The sequence below is a fragment of the Streptomyces synnematoformans genome, from assembly GCF_039531005.1.
GTDB classification, from domain to species: domain Bacteria; phylum Actinomycetota; class Actinomycetes; order Streptomycetales; family Streptomycetaceae; genus Streptomyces; species Streptomyces synnematoformans.
In genome coordinates this window covers 18,920-34,255 of record NZ_BAAAPF010000001.1, presented here as the reverse complement: position 1 = coordinate 34,255, position 15,336 = coordinate 18,920, and the positions used below count along the sequence as shown (strand labels likewise).

At 74.8% G+C, this 15,336-nt stretch carries 10 protein-coding genes; 8 read left to right on the top strand and 2 right to left on the bottom strand.

The window, feature by feature from the left end:
* Window positions 1-22: 22 nt before the first annotated feature.
* On the bottom strand, window positions 23-367 hold the full coding sequence (locus ABD317_RS00155; RefSeq protein ID WP_344286538.1) for a hypothetical protein: 345 nt from the start codon (window positions 365-367) through the stop codon (window positions 23-25).
* 353 nt (window positions 368-720) lie between these two features.
* Here ABD317_RS00155 and ABD317_RS00150 point away from each other — a divergent pair, with 353 nt between their 5' ends.
* Window positions 721-1,824, top strand: a complete 1,104-nt coding sequence (locus ABD317_RS00150) for an RNA polymerase sigma factor (RefSeq protein ID WP_425582231.1) — start codon at window positions 721-723, stop codon at window positions 1,822-1,824.
* 92 nt (window positions 1,825-1,916) lie between these two features.
* Here ABD317_RS00150 and ABD317_RS00145 read toward each other — a convergent pair whose 3' ends face one another.
* Window positions 1,917-2,957, bottom strand: a complete 1,041-nt coding sequence (locus ABD317_RS00145) for a substrate-binding domain-containing protein (RefSeq protein ID WP_027753275.1) — start codon at window positions 2,955-2,957, stop codon at window positions 1,917-1,919.
* Window positions 2,958-3,105: 148 nt separating this feature from the next.
* Between ABD317_RS00145 and ABD317_RS00140 the strand changes: the two genes are divergently transcribed.
* The 7 genes from ABD317_RS00140 (at window position 3,106) to ABD317_RS00110 (ending at window position 15,079) form a co-directional block, all read left to right on the top strand.
* On the top strand, window positions 3,106-4,380 hold the full coding sequence (locus ABD317_RS00140) for an extracellular solute-binding protein (RefSeq protein WP_344286533.1): 1,275 nt from the start codon (window positions 3,106-3,108) through the stop codon (window positions 4,378-4,380).
* A 28-nt stretch (window positions 4,381-4,408) separates the two neighbouring features.
* Window positions 4,409-5,347 carry a carbohydrate ABC transporter permease gene (locus ABD317_RS00135; protein WP_425582230.1) on the top strand — a complete coding sequence of 313 codons (939 nt, stop codon included), beginning with the start codon at window positions 4,409-4,411 and terminating at the stop codon, window positions 5,345-5,347.
* Window positions 5,344-6,240: a sugar ABC transporter permease gene (locus tag ABD317_RS00130; RefSeq protein ID WP_344286531.1), complete on the top strand. Its 897-nt coding sequence runs from the start codon at window positions 5,344-5,346 to the stop codon at window positions 6,238-6,240. The genes ABD317_RS00135 and ABD317_RS00130 overlap by 4 nt, the downstream gene beginning before the upstream one ends.
* A gap of 110 nt (window positions 6,241-6,350) precedes the next feature.
* Window positions 6,351-8,066, top strand: a complete 1,716-nt coding sequence (locus ABD317_RS00125; RefSeq protein ID WP_344286529.1) for a glycoside hydrolase family 13 protein — start codon at window positions 6,351-6,353, stop codon at window positions 8,064-8,066.
* Window positions 8,067-8,161: 95 nt separating this feature from the next.
* Window positions 8,162-8,851 (top strand): SLATT domain-containing protein, encoded by a 690-nt coding sequence (locus ABD317_RS00120; protein WP_344286527.1) that lies wholly within the window; start codon window positions 8,162-8,164, stop codon window positions 8,849-8,851.
* Window positions 8,852-8,858: 7 nt separating this feature from the next.
* On the top strand, window positions 8,859-13,061 hold the full coding sequence (locus tag ABD317_RS00115; protein WP_344286525.1) for an FtsK/SpoIIIE domain-containing protein: 4,203 nt from the start codon (window positions 8,859-8,861) through the stop codon (window positions 13,059-13,061).
* Window positions 13,058-15,079, top strand: coding sequence for a metallophosphoesterase (locus ABD317_RS00110; RefSeq protein ID WP_344286524.1), 2,022 nt, complete (start codon window positions 13,058-13,060; stop codon window positions 15,077-15,079). The genes ABD317_RS00115 and ABD317_RS00110 overlap by 4 nt, the downstream gene beginning before the upstream one ends.
* The last annotated feature ends 257 nt before the right edge of the window (window positions 15,080-15,336 follow it).

The following is a 15,336-nucleotide window of genomic DNA, read 5'->3' as shown; positions in this document are numbered from 1 at the left end:
GGACGCGGAGGGGCGGCGCCGGTCAGCCGCCGTCCGCGGCCGGCTCCGGCGGGTTCATACCGAGGTGTTCCATGATGGCCACCTGGCCGGAGACCAGTGCATTGAGCAGCTTGCCGTGCTCCTCAAGGGTCTTGCTGTGCGAGTCAAGGACCTTGCTGTGCGAGTCAAGGACTTTGCCCTGCTCAAGCTGGGTCTGCCGCAGCGCCTGAAAAAGCTGTATGTCGGCGCGCCGCTGCTCCTGCAGAGCGGCCACATCGCGATCCGAGTTGACCGCCAGGTGCCGGGTGGCAGCCTGCTGTTCGGTCAGCTCGTGCACTTGCGCCTCCAACGCCTCCATACGTCGACGAAGCTCGTCGATCTCGCCCATGAGCAGGGGTTCCTTTCGTGCTGAGGGCCCCAGTGTGGCCGCCGCGACGCATGGCGGTCAAATCACCAGTGTGACCATAGGGTCACGCTGTGCGAGGAGTTGTGCTGCCCCGAGCGTGCCCTTTCGTCCGTTGCGTAACCATCCGGTCACGGCCCGGGCACAAAATATGGCCGCACAACTCTACTGCCAGGCGTGTGTCGTACCCCACACTGGGGGCGGTGCCTGAGTCCTCGGAGCGTGGCGGTGCTGCCCGGAAGGGGCGACAAGCCGCCAGGGATCCGCTATCCACGATCGGGACGGAAGGCGGCGAGTACGCCGCAGCCGTTCCGCTGCCCCACGTCCCCGAACCGGCAGTGACCACCCTGGAGGTCGCCCCCGTGCAGACCCAGACCCTCGACACTTCCGTACTGCCCGGGCGCGAGGTCGCGCCGGATGTCCTGACGCTGCCGAACGGGGCTCCGGCCGGGCTCGACGAGCCCGCGGGCGCGGGTGAGCCGGCGATGCCCGCTCCGCCGCCGGCCTCGGCCGTGCGGCCCGAGCGCGGCGGGCCCTCGTCCGACCTGTTCCGCCAGTACCTGCGGGAGATCGGCCGGATTCCGCTGCTCAGCGCCGTGGAGGAGGTGGAGCTGGCCCGGCGCGTCGAGGCCGGCCTGTTCGCCGAGGAGAAGCTCGCCAGCGAGCCGGACCTGGTCTCGCAGCTCGCGCTGGACCTGGACCGGCTCGTGGTGCTGGGCCGCATGGCCAAGCGCCGGCTGATCGAGGCGAACCTGCGCCTGGTCGTCTCCGTCGCCAAGCGGTACGTGGGCCGCGGGCTGACGATGCTCGACCTGGTCCAGGAGGGCAACCTCGGGCTGATACGCGCGGTGGAGAAGTTCGACTACGCCCGCGGCTACAAGTTCTCCACGTACGCGACCTGGTGGATCCGCCAGGCCATGTCCCGCGCCCTCGCCGACCAGGCACGCACGATCCGGGTGCCGGTGCACGTCGTCGAGCTGATCAACCGGGTCGTACGCGTCCAGCGCCGCATGCTGCAGGAGCGCGGCTACGAGCCGACGCCGGAGGAGGTCGCCGCCCACCTCGGGCTGCCCGAGGAGCGGGTGAGCGAGGTGCTGCGGCTCGCCCAGGAGCCGGTGTCGCTGCACGCGCCGGTCGGCGAGGAGGAGGACGTCGCCCTCGGCGACCTCATCGAGGACGGCGACGCCGCGTCCCCCGTGGAGTCGGCGGCGTTCCTGCTGCTGCGCGAGCACCTGGAGGCGGTGCTGTCCACGCTGGGGGAGCGGGAGCGCAAGGTCGTGCAGCTGCGCTACGGGCTGATCGACGGCCGGCCGCGGACGCTGGAGGAGATCGGCCGCATCTTCGGCGTGACGCGCGAGCGGATCCGGCAGATCGAGTCCAAGACGCTCAACAAGCTGCGGGACCACGCCTTCGCGGACCAGCTCCGCGGCTACCTGGACTGATCCCCGTACCCGCGGCCGCGGTCACCACCGCCGGGACCGCGTGGAAAGATTTTGCAAGCGTCTTTCCCGGCACCCGGCCCCGGCGGGGCCGTTCACCCGGGCGCCGAGGCCGTCGACCCCCGCACCACCAGCTCCGGGTGGAACACGAACTCGCTGTGCGGCGCCGGCGTGCCGCCTATCTCCTCCAGCAGCGCCCGCACCGCCGCCTGCCCCATGGCCGTCACCGGCTGGCGCACCGTCGTCAGCGGCGGGTCGGTGAAGGGGATGAGCGGCGAGTCGTCGTAGCCCACCACCGACACCTGCCGCGGCACCGCAAGCCCCCGCTGCCGCGCCGCGCGGATCGCGCCCAGCGCCATCATGTCGCTGGCGCACACGATCGCCGTGCAGCCGCGGTCCAGCAGCGCCGCCGCGGCGGCCTGCCCGCCCTCCAGCGAGTACAGCGAGTGCTCGATGTCCGCCCGCGCGTCGTCCTCGGCCACGGACAGCAGGTCGCGCATGGAGTCGAGGAACCCCTCGACCTTCCGCTGCACCGGCACGAAGCGGCCGGGGCCGAGCGCGAGCCCGATGCGGCGGTGGCCCAGGGATGCCAGGTGGGTCACCGACTGCCGCATCGCGTCCCGGTCGTCGGGGGAGATGAACGTGCCCTGGAACTTCTCCGAGTAGCCGCCGACCATCACGAACGGCACGCCCTGGCCGCGCAGCCGCGGGTAGCGGTCCATGTCGGCGGTGGTGTCGGCGTGCAGCCCGGAGACGAAGACGATGCCGTCCACGCCGCGCTCCACCAGCATCTCGGTCAGCTCGTCCTCGGTCGAGCCGCCGGGCGTCTGCGCGGCGAGCACCGGGGTGTAGCCCTGCCGGGTCAGGGCCTGGCCGATGACCTGGGCGAAGCCGGGGAAGATCGGGTTGTCCAGCTCGGGTATGAGCAGGCCGATCAGGCCCGCGCTGCGCCGGCGCAGCTTCACCGGCCGCTCGTAGCCGAGCACGTCGAGCGCGGCCAGCACGGCCTGCCGGGTGGTGTCGGCCACGCCCGGCTTGCCGTTCAGGACCCGGCTGACGGTGGCCTCGCTCACCCCGGCCTGGGCCGCGAGGTCGGCAAGCCGCGCCGTCGCGGCACCTGACTGTTCCTGGCGCACGTGGTGCCTCCCTGGTTCTCGGCAAGGACCGTAACGCCTTGCAGAAATTCATTGCAAGGTCTTTCGGTCGCGTTTCAATCCTGTTAGCTTCCTCGGCGTCCGGCGCCGCGCTGTGCGGTCGCGGTTCCCTGCTGAAGGAGAGTTCACTATGCGACGTGGCATAGCCGCCACCGCCCTGGCCGCATCACTTGCGCTGGTGGCGACGGCCTGCGGCGACGACGGCGACGGCGGGAGCGCCGGCGGCTCGGTGACGATCACCTGGTGGGACACCTCCAACGCCACCAACGAGGCACCCGCGTACCGGGCGTTGATCAAGGAGTTCGAGAAGGCCCACCCCGACATCGACGTCGACTACGTCAACGTCCCCTTCGACCAGGCCCAGAACAAGTTCACCACCGCCGCCGGCACCAAGGGCGCCCCGGACGTCATCCGCACCGAGGTCGGCTGGACCGCCTCCTGGGCCAAGTCGCAGTTCCTCGCCCCGCTCGACGGCACCGCGGCCCTCGCGAAGCCGGACGACTTCACGCCGTCGCTGCTCAAGCAGGCGCAGTACGAGGGCCAGACCTACGGCGCCCCGATCGTCACCGACACGCTCGCGCTGATGTGGAACAAGGACCTGCTGCAGAAGGCCGGCCACGACGCGCCGCCCGCCGACTGGGACGAGCTGATGGACGTCGCCGCCGACGTCGAGGACAAGGCCGGCGCGGACGGCTTCTGGCTCCACAAGGACCCGTACTACACGCTGCCGTTCCTCTTCGGTGAGGGCACCGACATGGTCGACGCCGGGGCCGGGAAGATCACCGTCGACTCGCCCGCGGCCGTCACCGGCGTGACGAAGGCCAAGGAGATCGTCGACGCCCCCGGCACCGCCGACCTCGACGTCACCGCCGACGCCTACGCCCACATGCAGGACGCGTTCGTCAACGGCGAGGTCGCCATGATCATCCAGGGGCCCTGGGAGCTGACGAACGTCTACGCCGGCTCCGCGTTCGAGGCCAAGTCCAACCTCGGGATCGCCCCCGTCCCGGCCGGCTCCACCGGCGCGGCCGGCGCCCCCACCGGCGGCCACAACCTCTCCGTCTACAACGGCTCCGACGAAGCCCACCGGGACGCCGCCATCGAGTTCGTCGGCTGGATGACCTCCGCGAAGACCCAGTCGGAGATCGCGCTGCGGAACGGCACCCTGCCCACCCGCACCTCCGCCTACACCGACGAGGTCAAGGCCGCCCCGGGCATCGCCGACTACCAGCGGGTGCTGGCCGACACCGCTCAGCCGCGCCCCGCGCTGCCCGAGTACAGCACGCTGCTCGGCGACGCCTTCGCGCAGAACCTCGCCGCGATCTTCCAGGGCGACACCGGCGTCGAGGACGGACTCGGCGCCACCGCCGAGGAGTTCGGCGAGCTGGTCCCCGACTTCGCGTAGAGCCGCAGCGCGCCGGAAGGGCACCGAAGTGATCAGCAGCCTCAAGAAGTCGTACAGCCGGCACTGGTACGCCTACGCCATGGTGGCACCGGTGGCCGCCGTCCTCGCCGTGCTCGTGGCGTACCCCCTCGGCCGCGGCATCTACCTGTCGCTCACCGACGCCACCAGCGACAACGTCGGCCGCACCATCGGCGTCAACGAGATCCCGGACAGCTTCTCCTTCGTCGGCTTCGACCACTACGTCGAGATCCTCACCGGCAGCGCCGCCGACACCTTCTGGAAGCAGTTCGTCTGGACGCTGTTCTGGACCGCCGCCTGCGTCACCCTCCACTACGGCATCGGCCTGGCCCTCGCCGTCCTGCTCAACCGCAGGATGCGCGGGCGCACGGTGTACCGGCTGGCGCTGATCCTGCCCTGGGCGGTGCCGGTCTTCGTCACCGTCTTCTCCTGGCGGATGATCCTCGCCGACGGAGGCGTGCTGAACACCGCGTTCGCCTCCGTCGGCCTGCCCGAACCGGCCTGGCTCAGCGAGCCGTTCTGGCAGCGGACGGCGGCGATCGTCGTCAACACCTGGTGCGGGGTGCCGTTCATGATGGTCTCGCTGCTCGGCGGGCTGCAGGCGATCCCGAACGAGCTGTACGAGGCCGCGGAGACGGACGGCGCCACGCCCTGGCAGCGGTTCCGGTACGTGACGCTGCCCGGGCTGCGCGCGGTGAGCAGCACGGTGGTCATGCTGGGCGTCATCTGGACGTTCAACCAGTTCATCGTCATCTTCCTGCTGTTCGGCTCCACCGCGCCGGACACCGAGATCCTGGTCACCTGGGCGTACCGGCTCGGCTTCGGGCAGACGCCGCGGGACTACGCGGGCTCCGCAGCGTACGGCGTGATCATCCTGTCCATGCTCGTCGTGCTGGTGTCGGTCTACCGGCGCTGGCTGAACCGCAACGAGGAGGCGGCCCTCCGATGACCAGCCGGCCCCGTACCGCCGTCTCCCGCCCACCCGGCCCCGCTGCCGCCCGCCCGCGCCGCCGCGGCGAGCGCAGCACCGCCGCGTCCGTCGCGCTGCACGGCACGCTGCTCCTGGCCAGCTTCGTCGCGCTCTTCCCGGTCGCCTGGCTCGCCTGGATCTCCCTCGGCCCCGACAAGACCGACTTCCTGCACGCCGACGAGATCGCCGGGAAGCTCAGCCTGTCGAACTACTCGACCGTGCTGGCCGACACCGACTTCCTCCGGTGGGTCGGCAACTCGCTGATCGTCAGCCTCGGCACCTGCCTGGTCGGCGTCTTCGTCTCCGCCAGCGCCGCGTACGCCGTCTCGCGCCTGCGCTTCCCCGGCCACCGGCAGCTGATGTGGACGTTCCTGGTCACGCAGATGTTCCCGTTCGCGATCCTGATCGTGCCGCTGTACAACATCCTGGCCGGGCTCGACCTGCTGGACACGTACTGGGCGCTGATCGCCGTCAACCTCACCCAGGCGGTGCCGTACTGCGCCTGGCTGCTCAAGGGCTACTTCGACACCATCCCGCACGAGATCGACGAGGCCGGGCGGGTCGACGGGCTCACGCCCTTCGGCACGTTCTGGCGGCTGGTGCTGCCGCTGGCCCGGCCCGGCATGGCGGTCGCCGCGTTCTACACCTTCATCACCGCGTGGTCGGAGTTCGCCTTCGCCTCGGTGTTCATGCTCAGCTCCGACAAGTACACCCTGCCGATCGGCCTGGCGACCTTCGTCAGCGAGCACGACCAGCAGTGGAACCTGATGGCCGCCACCGGCGTGCTCATCGGGATCCCCGCGGCCGCGTTCTTCTACCTCGTCCAGCGCCACCTGGTGACCGGCCTGACGGCCGGCGCCGCGAAGTCGTAGCCCGCCTCTCCCGCACGCCCCTTTCCGTACCCCTTTTCCGTACGCCCCTCCCGCAAGCCACTGGACGCGGCCCGCGCGGCCGCCCGCCCACTTCACGACCCGGGGAAGACATGACCCAGCACCTTGCCGCCCGTACGGCCGCCGACTCCGCCGACGCCCTCGACTGGTGGCGCGACGCGGTGATCTACCAGGTCTATCCGCGCAGCTTCGCCGACGGCGACGGCGACGGCACCGGCGACCTGCCCGGCATCCGCGCCCGGCTGCCGTACCTCGCCGGGCTCGGCGTCGACGCGGTGTGGCTCAGCCCGTTCTACGCCTCCCCGCAGGCCGACGGCGGCTACGACGTCGCCGACTACCGCGCCATCGACCCCGCCTACGGCACCCTCCACGACGCCGACGCCCTCATCCGCGACGCCCACGAGCTGGGCCTGCGGATCATCGTGGACGTCGTCCCCAACCACTCCTCCGACCGGCACGAGTGGTTCCGCCGCGCCCTGCGCGAAGGCCCCGGCTCCCCGCTGCGCGCCCGCTACCACTTCCGCCCGGGCAAGGGCGCGAACGGCGAACTGCCGCCCAACGACTGGGAGTCCATCTTCGGCGGCCCCGCCTGGACCCGCTGCCCCGACGGCGAGTGGTACCTGCACCTCTTCGCCCCCGAGCAGCCCGACTTCGACTGGGACCACCCGGCGGTCGCCGACGAGTTCCGCTCCATCCTGCGCTTCTGGCTCGACATGGGCGTGGACGGCTTCCGCGTCGACGTCGCCCACGGCCTGGTCAAGGCGGCCGGGCTGCCCGACATCGGCGTCGTCGACGACCAGCTGAAGCTGCTCGGCAACGCCCCCATGCCGTTCTTCGACCAGGACGGCGTGCACGACATCTACCGCAGCTGGCGCCGCGTCCTGGACGAGTACCCGGGGCGGCGCATCGCCGTCGCCGAGGCGTGGACGCCGACCGTGGAGCGCACGGCCAACTACGTACGCCCCGACGAGCTGCACCAGGCCTTCAACTTCCAGTACCTCGGCACGTACTGGGACGCCGCGGAACTGCGGCCCGTCATCGACGCCTCCCTGGCGGCCATGCGCCCCGTCGGCGCCCCCGCCACCTGGGTGCTGTCCAACCACGACGTCACCCGGCACACCACCCGCTTCGCCAACCCGCCCGGCCTGGGCACCCAGCTGCGCTCCGCCGGCGACCCGGCGCTGGGCCTGCGCCGCGCCCGCGCCGCGACGCTGCTGATGCTCGCGCTGCCCGGCTCCGCGTACCTCTACCAGGGCGAGGAGCTGGGCCTGCCGGACGTCACCGACCTGCCCGACGAGGTGCGCCAGGACCCGGCGTTCGCCCGCGGGGCGGGGCAGGACGGGTTCCGTGACGGCTGCCGGGTGCCGATCCCGTGGACGGTGGCGGGCCGTTCGTACGGCTTCGGCGCCGGCGGCAGCTGGCTGCCGCAGCCGGCGGGCTGGGGCGAGCTGAGCGTCGAGGCGCAGAGCGGCGACCCCGGCTCCACGCTGGAGCTGTACCGGGCGGCGCTGGCGGTACGCCGCGAACACCCGGCGCTGGGCGCGGGCGACGGGGTGGAGTGGCTGGCGGCGCCGGAGGGGGTGCTGCTGTTCCGGCGGGAGCCCGGAGGCGGCGGCGCCGGCGCGGCGTTCGTCTGCGCGGCCAACACCACGGGCGCCCCGGTGCGGATCACGGTGCCGGCGGGGCGGGTGCTGCTGGCGAGCACGGAGGCCGTGGGCGGCGCGGTGGGCGCGGTGGGCGCCGCCGCGGGCGGCGTGGTCGAGCTGCCGGGCGACACGACGGTGTGGTGGTCGGCGGAGGACGCCTGAGCCGAACGGACCAGGTTCCCCGGTCCGCCGCACCCCGGACCCCCGGTAGCAGATAGCCTCGGTGAGCTGGACTGGGGCGAGTGCGGAGGCAGTTGATGCCGGGTCAACAGGCGCGGACGCCGGACGTCCGCTTCGGCCGGGGCAGACACCGCGACCTGCGGGGCCGCCCCTTCCCCGGCGCCGCGCTGGAGCCGTCGCCCGGCGGGCAGCGGGAGGTCCTGCGGGAGCTGCGGGCATGGGCCGAGCGCGAGGCCGAGGACACCATCGAGTGGTACCTGCACGACAAGCGCCTCAAGCGCCGCGGCTCCCGCGTCATCAGCGCGCTGACGATCCTGCTCGCCGTCGCCGGCACCCTCGTCCCGCTGGCGAGCGTCGTCTCCGGCGGCCCGCCGCAGGGCTGGGGGTACGTGCTGCTGGCGCTGGCGGCCGGATGCAAGGGCTTCGACCACTTCTTCGGGCTGTCGTCGGGCTGGATGCGCGACATCGCGGCGGCGCAGACGCTGCGCGCGGAGCTGAACGACTTCCGGCTGGCCTGGGCGGCGGAGCAGCTGCGGTCGCCCGGCGCCGCCGGTGAGGACGGTGCGGGCGGCGCGGGCGGTGCCGCCGCCGCGGGCGGTGCCCTCGACCCGGCGGCGCTGGAGCGCCGGCTCGCGCTGCTGACGTCGCTGGTGGAGGCCGTACGACGGCAGGTGGAGTCGGAGACGGCGGAGTGGCTGACGGAGTTCCGGGCCACGGCGCAGCAGCTCCAGGACCACGCGGGCCCGCCGCCCGCCGCGGGAGCGTGAGGCGCCGGTGGCCGCGGAGCGGATGCTGACGGTCGTCCTGCCGGACGGCGGCGAGCGGGACGTCGTGCTGGAGGCGCCGGACGACGCGTGGTTACCGCTGGTGTCCCGGCACCTCGCCGAGTGGTTCTGCCGGCCCCACCTCGGGGACCAGCTGTTCCTCGCCGACGGCACCGAGCTGCCGCGCGACGCCAGGCTCTCGGACGTGCCCGTACGCTCCGGCATCCGGCTCTGGCTCGGCGCACCGCCGGCCGCCGCGGGCCCGGACGGCACCACCCCCGACGCGGTCCACCGCGGACTCCTGCAGTCGGGTCTCGTCCACCACGGCGAGGGCGGCACGCTGCTCTTCTCCCGCCCGCCCGACGGGACGGAGGCCGCGGTGCCCGAGCGCGGCGGCTGGCGCCGGCTGCTGCCCGGCGCCCGGCGCCCTCCGGACACCCCGCCGGAGATCCGGCCGGACTTCCGGCCGCGGTTCGCGGACCCCGGCCGGCTGCTCGCGGACCCCCGGACGGCCGCGGACGAGCTGTGGCCGTACGCTCCGGACGGCGACCGGTTCCTCCACCTGGAGCTGGGCCACGCCCCCGACCCGTACGACCCGCCGCGGCGGCTGCCGGTCACGGTGGACCTGCCCCGCGCCGGGGTCCTCGGCGTCGCGGCGCCGCGGGCCGCGGACGGCCCCGGCCCGTGGCTCGTCGCCCAGCTCCTGGCCACGCACAGCCCGGCCCACGTCGACGTACGCGTCCTGACCGCCGGCGGCCGGGACCGTGCCGTCTGGGACTTCCTCCGCTGGCTCCCCGCCACCGCCGCCGGCCCCCGGGTCACCCCCGCCGGGGCGTCGGAACCGCACCTCGACGACCTGCTCGGCCGCACCCGCTCCGGGGCCGGGGGCCGCCGGCCCACCGCCGCCGTCCTCGTCCTCGACGGCGCCGGCCAGCTGGCCGCGCTGCCCGGGGTCACCGAACTGCTCAGGAACGGGCCCGCGTACGGGGTGTTCACCCTCTGCCTGGACGCCGAGGCGCGGCTGCTGCCCCCGGAGTGCCGCGCGGTGGCCGAGGTCGACGGCGGTACCCGGCTGACGCTGGGGGGAGAGCACGTCCACCGGGGCTGGCACCCGCACCTGGCCGCACCCGGCACGACCGACCGCATCGGCCGCGTCCTCGCGGCACTCCGCGACCCCGCCGCCCGCGTCGAGCCGGCGGACAGCCCCCGCCTGCTCGACCTGCTCGGCCTCCCCGGCCCCGGCCCCCACGACGTCGTCTCCCGCTGGCGGCGCCGCCGCGACGGGCGGCTCTCTGCGCCCGTCGGCGAGTCCCTGGGCGTACCGGTGTTCATCGACCTCGCCCGCGACGGCCCGCACGCCCTCGTCGCCGGCACGACCGGCTCCGGCAAGACGGAGTTCCTGCGCACCTGGATCGCCTCCATGGCCGCGGCGCACCCGCCCGACGAGGTGTCGTTCCTGCTGGTGGACTACAAGGGCGGCAGCGCGTTCGCCGACTGCGCCCGGCTGCCGCACACCGTGGACGTGCTCGCCGACCTCGACGGCTACGCCGCCGAGCGCACCCTGGCCGGCCTGGCCGCCGAGCTGCGCAGGCGCGAGTACGTCATGACGAGGGCCCAGGTACCCGACGTCGGCGCCTACGCCGAGCTGTACGCGGCCCGGGACCCGCGGGCCCCCGAGCCGCTGCCCCGGGTGGTCATCGTCGTGGACGAGATCGCCTCCCTCACCCGGGAGCTGCCCGGCTTCGTCTCCGGCCTGGTCGACCTCGCGCGGCGGAGCCGCTCCCTCGGCGTCCACCTGGTGCTCGCCACCCAGCGGCCCGGCGGCGGCGTGGCCACGGCCGAGATCAGGGCCAACACCAACCTCCGTATCGCCATGCGCCTCGCGGACCGGCAGGAGAGTGCGGACGTCATCGACGCACCGGACGCGGCCTGGCTCGGCACGTCGGAGCCCGGCGCCGCCTACGTGCGCACCGGCGCCGAGACCCTCGTCCGCCTGCGCACCGCGCGCGTGGGCGACCTCCCCCCGCCGCCCCCGGCCAGCCGCCCGCCCGTGCAGATCCGCGGCGCCGACGGCAAGGACCGCGCGGACACCGCGGGCGCGCTGCGCGTCGAGCCGGAGCCGACCGGGCCGACGGACCTCGCCGTCCTGGTCGACTCCCTCCGCGACGCCACCGCCGCCCTCGACATCGCCTGGCCCACCGCCCTCTTCCCGCCGCCGCTCGCCGACGAGATCCAGCTCCACGGGCCGCTGACCGAGGACAACCTGCCCGAGGGCGCGCGCGACCTCCTGCCCGTGCCCATCGGACTGGCCGACGTACCCGAGGACCGGGTCCAGGGCTTCGCCGTGCTCGACCTCGCCGACAAGCTGCCCCTGCTCGTCTCCGGCGGCCCCCGCAGCGGGCGCTCGCAACTGCTGCGCACGGTCGCCGGCTCGGTCGCCCGTCAGCACAGCCTCGCCGACGTGCACCTCTACGGCATCGACTGCGGCACCGGCGGACTGCAGGCGCTCGCCGAACTGCCGCACTCCGGCGCCGTCGTCTCCCGCAACGAACGCGACCGGCTGACCCGGCTGCTGGACCGGCTCTCCACCACCGTGCGGGTACGGCAGTCGCAGCTCGCCGCGGAGGCGTTCGGCGACATCGCCGACCAGCGGCAGGCGGTGGCGGCGCACCGGCGGCTGCCGTACCTGCTGGTGCTCGTGGACGGCTGGGAGGGCTTCGTCGACGCGATGGAGGACGTCGACTACGGCAAGCCCGTGGACGACTTCGTCCGGCTCTGCCGCGAGGGCCCGCGGGTCGGCGTCTGCCCCGTCGTCGTCGGCGGGCGGACCGTGCTCCACGGCCGCATCAGGGCGGCCGCGGCGGACGTGCTCGTCCTGCGGCAGGCGGACGAGCAGGGCTACCTGGACGCGGGCATCAGGCCCTGGTACGTGCCCGGCCGCATGCCGCCGGGCCGCGCCCTCTACGCCGAGGGCAGGGACCGCACCGTCGTGCAGATCGCGCTGCTGGCCGGCGACCCCACCGCCCGCGGCCAGGCCGAGGCGCTGGCCCGGATCGGCGCGGCGGCCCGGGAGCGGGACGCCGGGGTGCCGCCCACCGGGCGCCCCTTCCGGGTGGACGCGCTGGACCTCGCCGCCGACCGCTTCCACGTCGGCGGCGGCACGGGCCGCCCCGTGGGCCGCGACGCGGAGCTGGCGTGGCTGCGCGACCGGTACGCCACCGGCACCTCCGTCGCGCTGCTCGGCCCGCGCCGGGCGGGCAAGACGTGGGTGCTCGGCGAGCTGGAGCGGCGGCTCGTCGCCGACGGCGCGCGGCGGGTGCGCAAGCTCACCGTCCCGCACCGCGCCAGCCCCGTCGCCAGCCCGGACGAGCTGGCCGCCCTCCTCGACCCGGCGGTGTCCGGCGCGGCGAGCCCCGCCGAGGCGCTGCTGGCCCGGGCGAACGAGCCCGCGGCGCGCGCCGACCGGGCGGCGTTCCTGCTCGACGAGGTCGGCCGGCTCGCCGAGTACCACCCCGCCGCCGTCTCCTGGCTGCGCGACCTCGGCCAGGCCGGCGCGTGGCTCGTCTACACCGGCACCGAGAAGGACTGGCAGACCGTCGTACGCTCCGCCCTCACCGCCCCCGGCTCCAGCTTCGGCAACGACGTCGACAAGCGCATCCTCGGCCCGCTCGGCGAACCGCACGCGCTGGCGTTCCTCACCGGCACCGCCGCGAACCTCGGCGTCGACATCGCCGCCGACCGCGCCGGCGCGTGGATCCTGGCGCAGGTCGGCACCTGGCCGTTCTACCTGCAGGTGATGGGGGACGCGGTGGTACGGGCCGTGCAGGCCGACGACCGCCGCCCGCTCACCAGCCCCGCGGCGCTCGCGGAGCTGCGCCGGCAGGAGCTGCTGATCGGCCGCGGCGAGCAGTTCCGGTCCCGCTGGGCGGAGATAGGCCCCGCCGGCCGCGCCGCCCTGCTGCACACCCCCGGCGAACCGCCCCCGGACCCGGCGCCGGCGCAGCGCATGGAGCTGCGGGACGTGGGGCTGCTGCGGCCGGGCGACGTGTGGCTGGCGGACCGGCCGTTCTTCGACTGGATCGCGCTGAGCCAGGTGTCGCTGCGCGACGAGTCGTTACGGGCCGGGGGACGGCGCGAGCCCCCGGCGGACAACTCGGCGGACAAGCCGCGGGCCGAAGGCGGCCCCCCAAGCGAGGAGGAGTCGGCCAGATGAGCCGCTACCGGCCGAGCCGGGCCTACCAGCAGGAGCTGGACGTCCGGTTCCCCGGCGACCACGTGCCCGGCTGGGCGCGGCCCCTGGTCGAGGGGCAGCTGCCCAACTCCGCCGCGTGGCTGGTGGAGCTGCCCCGCCGGGCCGGCAAGACGTGGTTGGCGCACGCCGTCGAACGGGCCCGGGGCGCGCTCCGGCCGTCGCGCCGGGTGGACCTGCGCTCGCCGGCCGAGGCGGCGCGGCGCCGCGGCCTGGGCTGCCTGCGGGGCGGCAAGCAGGCGCCGGGGGTGCCGGCGGGGTGCGTGGTACTGGTCGACGAACCGGCGCGGGCCCGCGGCGGCGCGGTCGTCGCCGCCGGCGGGCGCACCGCCGGTACCGGGGCCCCCGCCCACGGCGGCGTCGACCCCGCCGCCCTCGCCACCGGACTGGCGCAGGTACGGGACGCCGGCGCCGTGCCCGTCGTCCTCGCCACCCCCGCCGAGCACCTCCTCCTCGCCCCGCACCTCGGCGCCGACGCACCCAAGGACGTGCTGCGCCCGCCGCGGCTCGGCGCCGACGAGTGCGCGCGCATGGCCGCTCGTGCGGCGGAGTGGGCGCCCGGCGTCGTGGCGCTGCTGCGCGAGGCGGAACCGGGGTGGCTGCAGACCCCGTTCCTCCTCGAACTCGCCCTGCAGACCGCCGAGGAGCACCCCGCGCTCCGCACCGACCCGGCGCGGCTGGCGACGGCCGCGTACGAGGAGGCCTGCGGCCGGCACCAGTACGTGCCGCAGTGGTTCCACGACGGCCTCGCCGCCGAGCACCGCGCCGCGCTGCGGGCCCGGCGGTGGCGCGACGCGGGCGTGGAGGTCGCCGTGCCGGCCGCGCACCCGCCGCCCGCGGACGACCCCGTGCTCGTCCGCCACCTGCCCGACGTGCTGCGCATCCACCACATCACCGACCTCCACCACGGCGGCGGGCTGCGCGCGAACGTCGACGCCAAGGACACCTCGCAGGCCGGGCAGCGCCTCGCGGAGCTGGCCGGCGCGGGCTCGCCGCTCGACGCGTACCTCGAACACGTACGCCAGCTCGCGGGCCAGGGCCGGGCCCCGCACCTGGTCATCGCCACCGGCGACCTCGTGAACCGGCCCGTCGACGCCGACGGCGAGACGGCCCTCGGCTGGCTGCGCACGCTGGCGGGCCACCTCGCCGACCACCCCGACCTGCGCCCCGACGACCCGCGGGTGCTGCTCACGGGCGGCAACCACGACGTGTCGTGGGAGCTGTGCCTGGACGCGGACCCGCAGGCGCGGCACCGCTGGTTCGCCCGCGTCTTCGCCGACTACCCGCACCCCGACCTGCACGAGCCCGACCCCGCGGCGCGCCGGCTCTACGTCACGTACCCGGGCGCGGGGCTGCGCGTGGCGCTCCTGGGCACCGCGGAGTCCGGCGGCGAACCGGCGCACGACCGGGACCGGGAGCGGCTGGAGCGCTTCCGCGCGGAGTACGTGGCGGCGGCGGGTGCGGCGGACGACGACGCCGTACGCCGTATCGTCCTCGACTTCGAGCGCCACGACCCCGGCGTCATCGCCCGCGGCGTCCTCGACCGGCTCACGCGCGAACCCGGCTACGTCACCCTGGCGGCCCTGCACCACCCGCTGTCGCCGGTGCCCGCGGTGGAGATCGCCCCGTACTCGGGGGTGGTCAACGCCGGCCAGGCGAAGTGGACGCTGGCGGACGCCGCCACGTCTCTGGTCCTGCACGGCCACACCCACCTGGGCTTCACCGCCGCCGAACGCCTGCTGGGCACCGCCCGCCCCTGGACCACCCGCATCGCGGGCGCCCCGGCGCTGGGCAGCCGCGAGTCGGACGAGCGCAACGGCTACAACGAGGTGTTCGTCGCCCGCGAGGGCGGCGAACACGCGCTGGCGCTGCGGACGGTGCGCTTCGAGGCGGGCGCCTGGACTCCGGCGGAGCCGGTGGCCTTCCACCCCGGCGCCCCCGACGAAACCCCCCTCCGAGACCTCTGCACGATCCCGCGGTAACGCTCCGCGGGGTGCCGGGTGGTCGTGCCGGCGGCCGCGGCGTTCCCAGGCGGAGCCACCACCCACGACGGCGGTACGCGCGCTCTGCGCGGCTGCCGCGATGCGGTCCCGGCCGGGGCGGGTCGGCTGAGCGGGCGCGCTGCGTGGGCGGGGGTGCGTCGTCGCGGCAAAGCCGCGCGGTGCGCCGGCCGCCTCGGCGGCTCCGCGGGGGTCCGCGCGACCGGCGGGCCCGCCTGCGCCTTCCGCAGGCACACCTC

What these genes read in the sequence shown, in the direction of transcription:
- ABD317_RS00155 (WP_344286538.1), bottom strand. Translation starts at nt 367, where the DNA reads ATGGGCGAGATCGACGAGCTTCGTCGACGTATGGAGGCGTTGGAGGCG.
- ABD317_RS00130 (WP_344286531.1), top strand. Translation starts at nt 5,344, where the DNA reads ATGACCAGCCGGCCCCGTACCGCCGTCTCCCGCCCACCCGGCCCCGCT.
- ABD317_RS00110 (WP_344286524.1), top strand. Translation starts at nt 13,058, where the DNA reads ATGAGCCGCTACCGGCCGAGCCGGGCCTACCAGCAGGAGCTGGACGTC.
- ABD317_RS00120 (WP_344286527.1), top strand. Translation starts at nt 8,162, where the DNA reads ATGCCGGGTCAACAGGCGCGGACGCCGGACGTCCGCTTCGGCCGGGGC.
- ABD317_RS00125 (WP_344286529.1), top strand. Translation starts at nt 6,351, where the DNA reads ATGACCCAGCACCTTGCCGCCCGTACGGCCGCCGACTCCGCCGACGCC.
- ABD317_RS00140 (WP_344286533.1), top strand. Translation starts at nt 3,106, where the DNA reads ATGCGACGTGGCATAGCCGCCACCGCCCTGGCCGCATCACTTGCGCTG.